Annotated in this window: 7 protein-coding genes and 1 riboswitch; of the genes, 3 read left to right on the forward strand and 4 right to left on the reverse strand. The window is 69.6% G+C overall.

The features are described from left to right. Positions 1 to 15 precede the first annotated feature (15 nt). From AB0D34_RS21080 to AB0D34_RS21095, 4 genes are all read right to left on the reverse strand, one after another. Positions 16 to 1,023 carry an ABC transporter permease gene (locus AB0D34_RS21080; RefSeq protein ID WP_362663488.1) on the reverse strand — a complete coding sequence of 336 codons (1,008 nt, stop codon included), beginning with the start codon at positions 1,021 to 1,023 and terminating at the stop codon, positions 16 to 18. Between the two features lie 342 nt (positions 1,024 to 1,365). Then, on the reverse strand, positions 1,366 to 2,160 hold the full coding sequence (locus tag AB0D34_RS21085; protein WP_362663490.1) for an enhanced serine sensitivity protein SseB C-terminal domain-containing protein: 795 nt from the start codon (positions 2,158 to 2,160) through the stop codon (positions 1,366 to 1,368). A 162-nt stretch (positions 2,161 to 2,322) separates the two neighbouring features. Continuing rightward, positions 2,323 to 3,123 carry an enhanced serine sensitivity protein SseB gene (locus AB0D34_RS21090; RefSeq protein WP_362663492.1) on the reverse strand — a complete coding sequence of 267 codons (801 nt, stop codon included), beginning with the start codon at positions 3,121 to 3,123 and terminating at the stop codon, positions 2,323 to 2,325. A 67-nt stretch (positions 3,124 to 3,190) separates the two neighbouring features. Continuing rightward, on the reverse strand, positions 3,191 to 3,859 hold the full coding sequence (locus AB0D34_RS21095) for an AAA family ATPase (RefSeq protein ID WP_362663494.1): 669 nt from the start codon (positions 3,857 to 3,859) through the stop codon (positions 3,191 to 3,193). A 182-nt stretch (positions 3,860 to 4,041) separates the two neighbouring features. Next, positions 4,042 to 4,139, forward strand: a riboswitch (glycine riboswitch). 151 nt (positions 4,140 to 4,290) lie between these two features. Here AB0D34_RS21095 and gcvT point away from each other — a divergent pair. From gcvT to AB0D34_RS21110, 3 genes are all read left to right on the forward strand, one after another. Then, positions 4,291 to 5,409: a glycine cleavage system aminomethyltransferase GcvT gene (gene gcvT, locus AB0D34_RS21100; protein ID WP_362663496.1), complete on the forward strand. Its 1,119-nt coding sequence runs from the start codon at positions 4,291 to 4,293 to the stop codon at positions 5,407 to 5,409. 98 nt (positions 5,410 to 5,507) lie between these two features. Continuing rightward, a complete protein-coding gene (gene gcvH, locus AB0D34_RS21105) occupies positions 5,508 to 5,885 on the forward strand; it encodes a glycine cleavage system protein GcvH (RefSeq protein ID WP_362663498.1) in 378 nt (125 codons plus the stop codon). Positions 5,886 to 5,894: 9 nt separating this feature from the next. Then, on the forward strand, positions 5,895 to 6,567 hold a 673-nt coding region (locus tag AB0D34_RS21110; protein WP_362663500.1), incomplete at its 3' end, for a serine hydroxymethyltransferase.

Here is a 6,567-nt window from a genome sequence, read left to right on the forward strand (position 1 = left end):
TTGCGGTACGGCAGTTCAGCGGGACCCCTTCGGGTCGAGCGCGTCCCGCACGCCGTCGCCGAAGAGGTTGAAGGCCAGAACGGTGATGAAGATCGCCACGCCCGGGACGACCATGAACATGGGGTCCGAGTCGTAGTAGTCGATCGCGGTCGAGAGCATCTGTCCCCAGGAGGACGTGGGCGGCTTGACGCCCACGCCCAGGAAGCTCAGCGCCGCCTCGGTGAGGATGTTGGTGGGGATCATCATCGTCGTGTAGACGATGATCGGCGCGACGAGGTTGGGCAGCAGTTCCTTGAAAAGGATGTAGAACCGTCCGGCACCCAGGGATCGGGCCGCCTCGACGTACTCGCGCTCACGCATTGAGAGGGTCTGGCCGCGCACCACGCGTCCGATGTACGGCCAGCCGAAGAAGCCGATGACCAGGATCATCACGAACACGCGCACGCTGGAGCCGGTCAGGCCCAGCATGTCGTTCGGCATGACCGAGACCAGCGCGATGATGAAGAGCAACTGGGGGAAGGCCAGCAGGCCGTCCATGACGCGGCTGATGACGGAGTCGATCCAACCGCCGAAGAAGCCGGCCAGGATGCCCAGGACGGTACCGATCACCACGGCGACGAGCGCGGACAGGAAACCGACCAGGAGCGAGATACGGGCGCCGTAGAGGATGCGAGCGAAGATGTCGCGGCCGTTGACCGGTTCGACGCCCAGCCAGTGTTCTCCGCTGATACCGCCGAGAGATCCCGTGGGCGTACCGAACAGGGGGTCGATCAGGCTCTCGTGGTAGGCGTCGGGGTCCTGCCCGTACAGGCTGGCAATCATGGGTGCGAAGAGCGCGATCACGATGAGGAGGAGCACCACGATGCCGCCCGAGAGGGCGAGTTTGTCCCGCTTCAGCCGCTCCCAGGCGATCCGCCCCAGCGAACGTCCCTGGACAGCCTTGTCGTCGGCCGCCGCGACCGCCGCTTCCTCAGCCGCGCTCGGGGCCGCTTCCGCAGTCGGCTCGTGCAATGGTGCCGTCATCTGGCAGGGACCCCTCTCAACCGGCGGTGACCGGCCCACATGTGCCGCTGTAGCGGCGTGATCACTCTTTGGCGCACGGGGCGAACCACCCCTGGTGCGGGAGTCTTCAACGGTTTGGCGATCTGTAGCCAGACTTGGCGAGGAAAGGATGCATAAACGTGATGCGGTGAAGAAGATTCCGTTATCCGGACGGCTGGTCGCGAGGACCGGACAGCCATCAATCGGGATACATCTACACCAGATCGGACCTTTCGCACCAGATCTACGCGCGGAGAAAGCATCGCACGACACTCGATGCACAGCAGCAGGGTTCTTCTCCGAGTGTCTCTCGGTGACGTGCGGTCAGTACCGACCCTGGACCGGCGGGTAGCCGTACCCGGCCGCCGGGGCCTGGGCGGGGGCGGCGTGGGCCTCGCGGTCGTAGAACGGACGGGCGCCGGCGCGCATCCACAGGGCCACCGGGTCGTACTCGTCGGACATCGCCACCGTCGACACCGGGAGGCCGTCCGGGACCACGCCGATGGACTGCTGCATCATCGCGCGCACCGAGTCGACGGCCGAGGGGCTGGTGTCGTACACGTCCAGCCCGATGGCGAGATACGGCGCACCGAGCGCCGGCTGCACCCAGGCGCGGCGCAGTGAGCGGACCGCCGGGGTGCGGTGGGCGTTCTGCACGAGCAGGGCGTAGAACTGGGGGATCTCGATAGCGGGTTCCTCCAGCCGCAGCGGCCCCGCGGGCTGGCGCTCCAGGCCGGTGGCGATGCGGCGCAGGTCGAGCCAGGGGATGCCGACGCCGCCGCCGGGGGCGTGCGGGTTGAGCCAGAGGCCGTAGTGGTCGGGGTAGAGGGTGCGGGCCACGTCGATGCCGTCGACGACTTCGTACGAGCGGTTCCAGCCGCTGGCGCTCAGCTCCTGGGCGGAGGTGACGCAGGGGGCGTAGCCGTAGCCCTCGACTTCCATGTTTCCGTACTGGGCGTCCGGGGAGCCCGCCTGGCCGTGCCACAGGAGCATCCAGATCTGGCCGGAGTTCGGGGTCGCGAGGGCGCGCAGCAGTGCCTCGTAGGCGTCGTAGCGCCCGGGGGTCACCTGGCGCAGCATGTGCTCGACCGTGCCGGTCGCGGTGCCGCTGGCGCTCACGTCGTATCGCCCCTTCTTGAAGGTTGCCCCGAGTATGAAACCAGCTTAAGCGCCTAGGAGCTCGGGTCTTGCTGTGGTGCGCGAGTGCGGGTCGTGGGGGCTGATCGCGCCCACGCGGCGGAGCCGCACATCGGCACAGCCCCGCGCCCCCAGGCGGGTCGACTAGCCCTGGGTGTAAAAGGGCCGTACCTGGTCGCGCATCCAATGACCCACCGGGTCGTCCGCCACATCCAGCAGGACCAGGTTCACCGGCCACTTCACGGGAGTCGTCCCGAGAGCCCGGCCCAGGGCGTCCATCGGCAGCGTGCGCAGGTCGCCCTCCCACTGGGAGAGTTCCACGCCCACGAACATCACCGGGTCGGCCGTCTCGATGGCGGCCAGGCAGCGGCGGGCCGTGAGGACCACGCCGGTTGCCGCGAACTCGGCCGCGGCGGAGGCCAGGAAGTCGACCGGGTCGTCCTGCCAGTCGGGCTCGTAGAGCTTGACGCGGCCACCGGTGTTGGGGCCGTCCAGGGGGGTGCGGCCGACGCGGCAGAGGTCGGCCACCGCGGCCGGAGGCAGCGGGACGCCGACCACGCCGTCGGGGTTCACGGCGATGCCCACGTGCGGGGGCAGTCCGCGGGCGAACTCGACCGCGGGGGCGATGGTGTACGACAGATGGGAGCCGACGACCTGACGGAACTGCTCCTCGGAGCTGAAGACCGGCACGAACGCCTGGCCCTCGATCTCCAGCGTGGGCAGGTCGAGGGGACCGCTGTGCGGGCCGCCGCCGTTGGGCAGCGGGATCCAGACGAAGCTGCGGCCGAGCACCTCGATGATCCGGCCGCCGGCCGAGGGCATGCCGAGGGAGGCCGAGAGCACCTCCTCCAGTTCGTTGCCCGGCCATCCGCCGTGCGGATGGGGGTGTGCCGTCTGTGCCGGGAACTCCGAGAAGTCCGCGGGGAGATCCGCCGGGAAGTCCATCTGTATGACCGCCTGCTGTGAACCGCTGATGTGGCTGAAAGGCTAGCGGGTGCGGGCGGTGTGTGGCTCAGCCCGTGAAGCCGATCCGCCGCAGCACGTCCGCCGCGTCCCGGTCGAGCAGCACCGCCGAGCCGCAGCCCGGTGGCAGGTCGCCGCGCTCCACGGACCGGATCAGCCGGGCGGCCGCGCCCCGGTGGCGCAGGAAGGCGTACCGCGAGACGCCCCGGCCGCGCTCGCGCTGGCCCTCGAGAGCGGTGTCCGCCGGGACGTCGAGCAGCAGCAGGTGCAGGGTGCCGCCCCGGCGCCGGGCCTCACGAGCCAGCCAGCCGCGCACCCAGGTCTGGGTCCCGCAGTCGTGCACGACGACTCCCTCGCCCGAGCGCAGGGCGCGGCGCAGGCCAGCGTAGTGCGCGAGCCGTACCAGGGGGCGGTAGAGGGCGTACGGCAGGAAGCGGGACAGCCGGCCGTCCCAGCGGTCGCGGGTGTCCTGCGAGTCGATCCTCGCGCCCTTGACCGCGCGCTTCATCAGGGTGGACTTGCCGCTGCCGGGCAGGCCGGTGATGACGACGAGGTCCTCGGGGCCGAAGAGCAGGGCGTGCGGGCTGCGGCCCGCGCGGTCGCGCAGGTCGCGGACGACCGGACGCGCGCCGCAGGCCTGGGCGGCCGGGGCCGCGGGCTGCTCGGGCAGCGCGATGCCCGAGGTCGTCGCGTATGCCGTGGTCCTGTTCACCGTCATCGTCCTCCTCCGGGGTCGGGGTTCCCCTCCCCACCGAGCGTAAAGAGAAGGTAATGCGCTGTGTCTCCGGTTTTCGTGATCGTCGTGCCACAAGCCGGTCACAACAGGGAGGGTCCGGTGCGGCCCTGCCACCCGCCCGCGATGCGTGCAATGATGTCCGCGCCAACTGCATACCGGCCGTTTGAATCCGCGCGGGAGAGTCCCGGGGTACGTCTACCCGGGCGCCGAAGGAGCAAGTCCCTCCCTTGAATCTCTCAGGCCCCGTTACCGCGCGGGCGAGGCACATCTGAAAAGCGGGCCGCCGTTCGTGTGGCCCCACCCAAGGTGCAAGCCATGTTCTTCATGGCGAACCTCTCAGGTTCCGATGACAGATGGGGAGGACTACCTCGCCCGTCACACCCATGTCCTGGGATCCTTGGAGACGACGTCCGATGAGCAGTTCTGAACCCCGTCGCACCGCCCTCGATGCCCTGCATCGCTCGCTCGGTGCGACGATGACCGACTTCGCCGGCTGGGACATGCCCCTGCGGTACGGCTCCGAGCGCGACGAGCACAACGCGGTGCGTACGAAGGCCGGTCTCTTCGACCTCTCCCACATGGGCGAGATCACCGTGACCGGCCCTCAGGCGGGCCTTCTGCTGAACTTCGCCCTCGTCGGCAACATCGCCTCTGTCGGGGTGGGACGGGCCCGCTACACCATGATCTGCCAGGCCGACGGCGGCATCCTTGACGACCTGATCGTCTACCGTCTCGCCGACACCGAGTTCATGGTGGTCGCCAACGCCTCCAACGCGCAGGTCGTGCTGGACGCCCTGACCGAGCGCGCGGCCGGCTTCGACGCCGAGGTGCGGGACGACCGGGACGCCTACGCGCTGATCGCCGTACAGGGGCCGGAGTCCCCCGGAATCCTCGCCTCCCTGACCGACGCCGATCTCGACGGGCTGAAGTACTACGCCGGGCTGCCGGGCACGGTCGCCGGGGTGCCCGCGCTGATCGCGCGCACCGGGTACACCGGGGAGGACGGCTTCGAGCTGTTCGTGAGCCCTTCGGACGCGGAGACGCTGTGGCAGGCCCTCACCAAGGCCGGCGAGGGCGTCGGCCTGGTCCCCTGCGGGCTGTCCTGCCGGGACACGCTGCGCCTTGAGGCGGGCATGCCGCTGTACGGGCACGAGCTGTCGCGGGAGCTGACGCCGTTCGACGCCGGGCTCGGGCGGGTCGTGAAGTTCGAGAAGGAGGGCGACTTCGTCGGGCGGGAGGCGCTGTCCGAGGCGGCCTCCCGAGCCGTGGAGAACCCCCCGCGCGTCCTGGTCGGCCTCGTCGCCGAGGGGCGTCGTGTCCCGCGTGCCGGGTACGCCGTCGTCGCGGGCGGCGGGGTGATCGGCGAGGTCACCTCCGGGGCCCCCTCCCCCACCCTGGGCAAGCCGATCGCCATGGCGTACGTCGACGCCGCCCACGCGGCGCCGGGAACCGCCGGGGTCGGTGTCGACATCCGGGGCACCCACGAGCCGTACGAGGTCGTGGCGCTGCCGTTCTACAAGCGCCAGAAGTAGCCGCCGTAGGTGATGCTGAGCACGTAGTCGCTGCTCACACACGCCTTCCGCAGTCCCCCATTCACCAGCACTCCCCCGCGTACAGGAGAATTCAGGCCATGAGCAACCCCCAGCAGCTGCGTTACAGCAAGGAGCACGAGTGGCTGTCGGGCGCCGAGGACGGCGTCTCGACGGTCGGCATCACGGAGCACGCGGCCAACGCGCTCGGCGATGTCGTCTTCGTCCAGCTCCCGGAGGTCGGTGCCGCGGTGACCGCGGGCGAGACCTGCGGCGAGCTGGAGTCGACCAAGTCGGTCAGCGACCTGTACTCCCCCGTCACCGGTGAGGTCACCGAGGTCAACGAGGACGTCGTGAGCGACCCGGCGCTGGTGAACTCCGCCCCCTTCGAGGGCGGCTGGCTGTTCAAGGTACGCGTCGCGGAGGAGCCGTCCGACCTGCTCTCCGCCGACGAGTACACCGCCTTTTCCGCCGGCTGAGGACCGTAGATGACTCTTCTCAACACTTCCCTGCACGAGCTCGACCCGGAGATCGCCGCCGCGGTCGACGCCGAGCTGGACCGTCAGCAGTCCACCCTGGAGATGATCGCGTCGGAGAACTTCGCTCCGCTCGCGGTCATGGAGGCGCAGGGTTCGGTCCTGACCAACAAGTACGCCGAGGGCTACCCGGGCCGTCGTTACTACGGCGGCTGCGAGCACGTCGACGTGGCCGAGCAGATCGCGATCGACCGGGTCAAGGAGCTCTTCGGCGCCGAGTACGCCAACGTCCAGCCGCACTCGGGCGCCTCCGCCAACCAGGCCGCCCTGTTCGCGCTGGCACAGCCCGGCGACACCATCCTCGGGCTCGACCTCGCGCACGGCGGTCACCTGACCCACGGGATGCGGCTGAACTTCTCCGGCAAGCAGTTCAATGTCGTCGCTTACCACGTCGACGAATCGGGTCTCGTCGACATGGCCGAACTGGAGAAGCTCGCCAAGGAGCACCGGCCCAAGGTGATCATCGCGGGCTGGTCCGCCTACCCGCGGCAGCTGGACTTCGCGGAGTTCCGCCGGATCGCCGACGAGGTCGGGGCGTATCTGTGGGTCGACATGGCGCACTTCGCCGGACTGGTGGCGGCGGGGCTGCACCCGAACCCCGTCGAGCACGCCGACGTCGTCACCT

The sequence above is a fragment of the Streptomyces sp. NPDC048420 genome, assembly GCF_040651535.1.
GTDB lineage: Bacteria > Actinomycetota > Actinomycetes > Streptomycetales > Streptomycetaceae > Streptomyces.

Bases quoted from the DNA above. Each gene is read 5' to 3' on its own strand.
- AB0D34_RS21090 (WP_362663492.1), bottom strand. From the start codon at position 3,123: ATGGACTTCCCGGCGGATCTCCCCGCGGACTTCTCGGAGTTCCCGGCA.
- gcvT (WP_362663496.1), top strand. From the start codon at position 4,291: ATGAGCAGTTCTGAACCCCGTCGCACCGCCCTCGATGCCCTGCATCGC.
- gcvH (WP_362663498.1), top strand. From the start codon at position 5,508: ATGAGCAACCCCCAGCAGCTGCGTTACAGCAAGGAGCACGAGTGGCTG.
- AB0D34_RS21095 (WP_362663494.1), bottom strand. From the start codon at position 3,859: ATGACGGTGAACAGGACCACGGCATACGCGACGACCTCGGGCATCGCG.
- AB0D34_RS21080 (WP_362663488.1), bottom strand. From the start codon at position 1,023: ATGACGGCACCATTGCACGAGCCGACTGCGGAAGCGGCCCCGAGCGCG.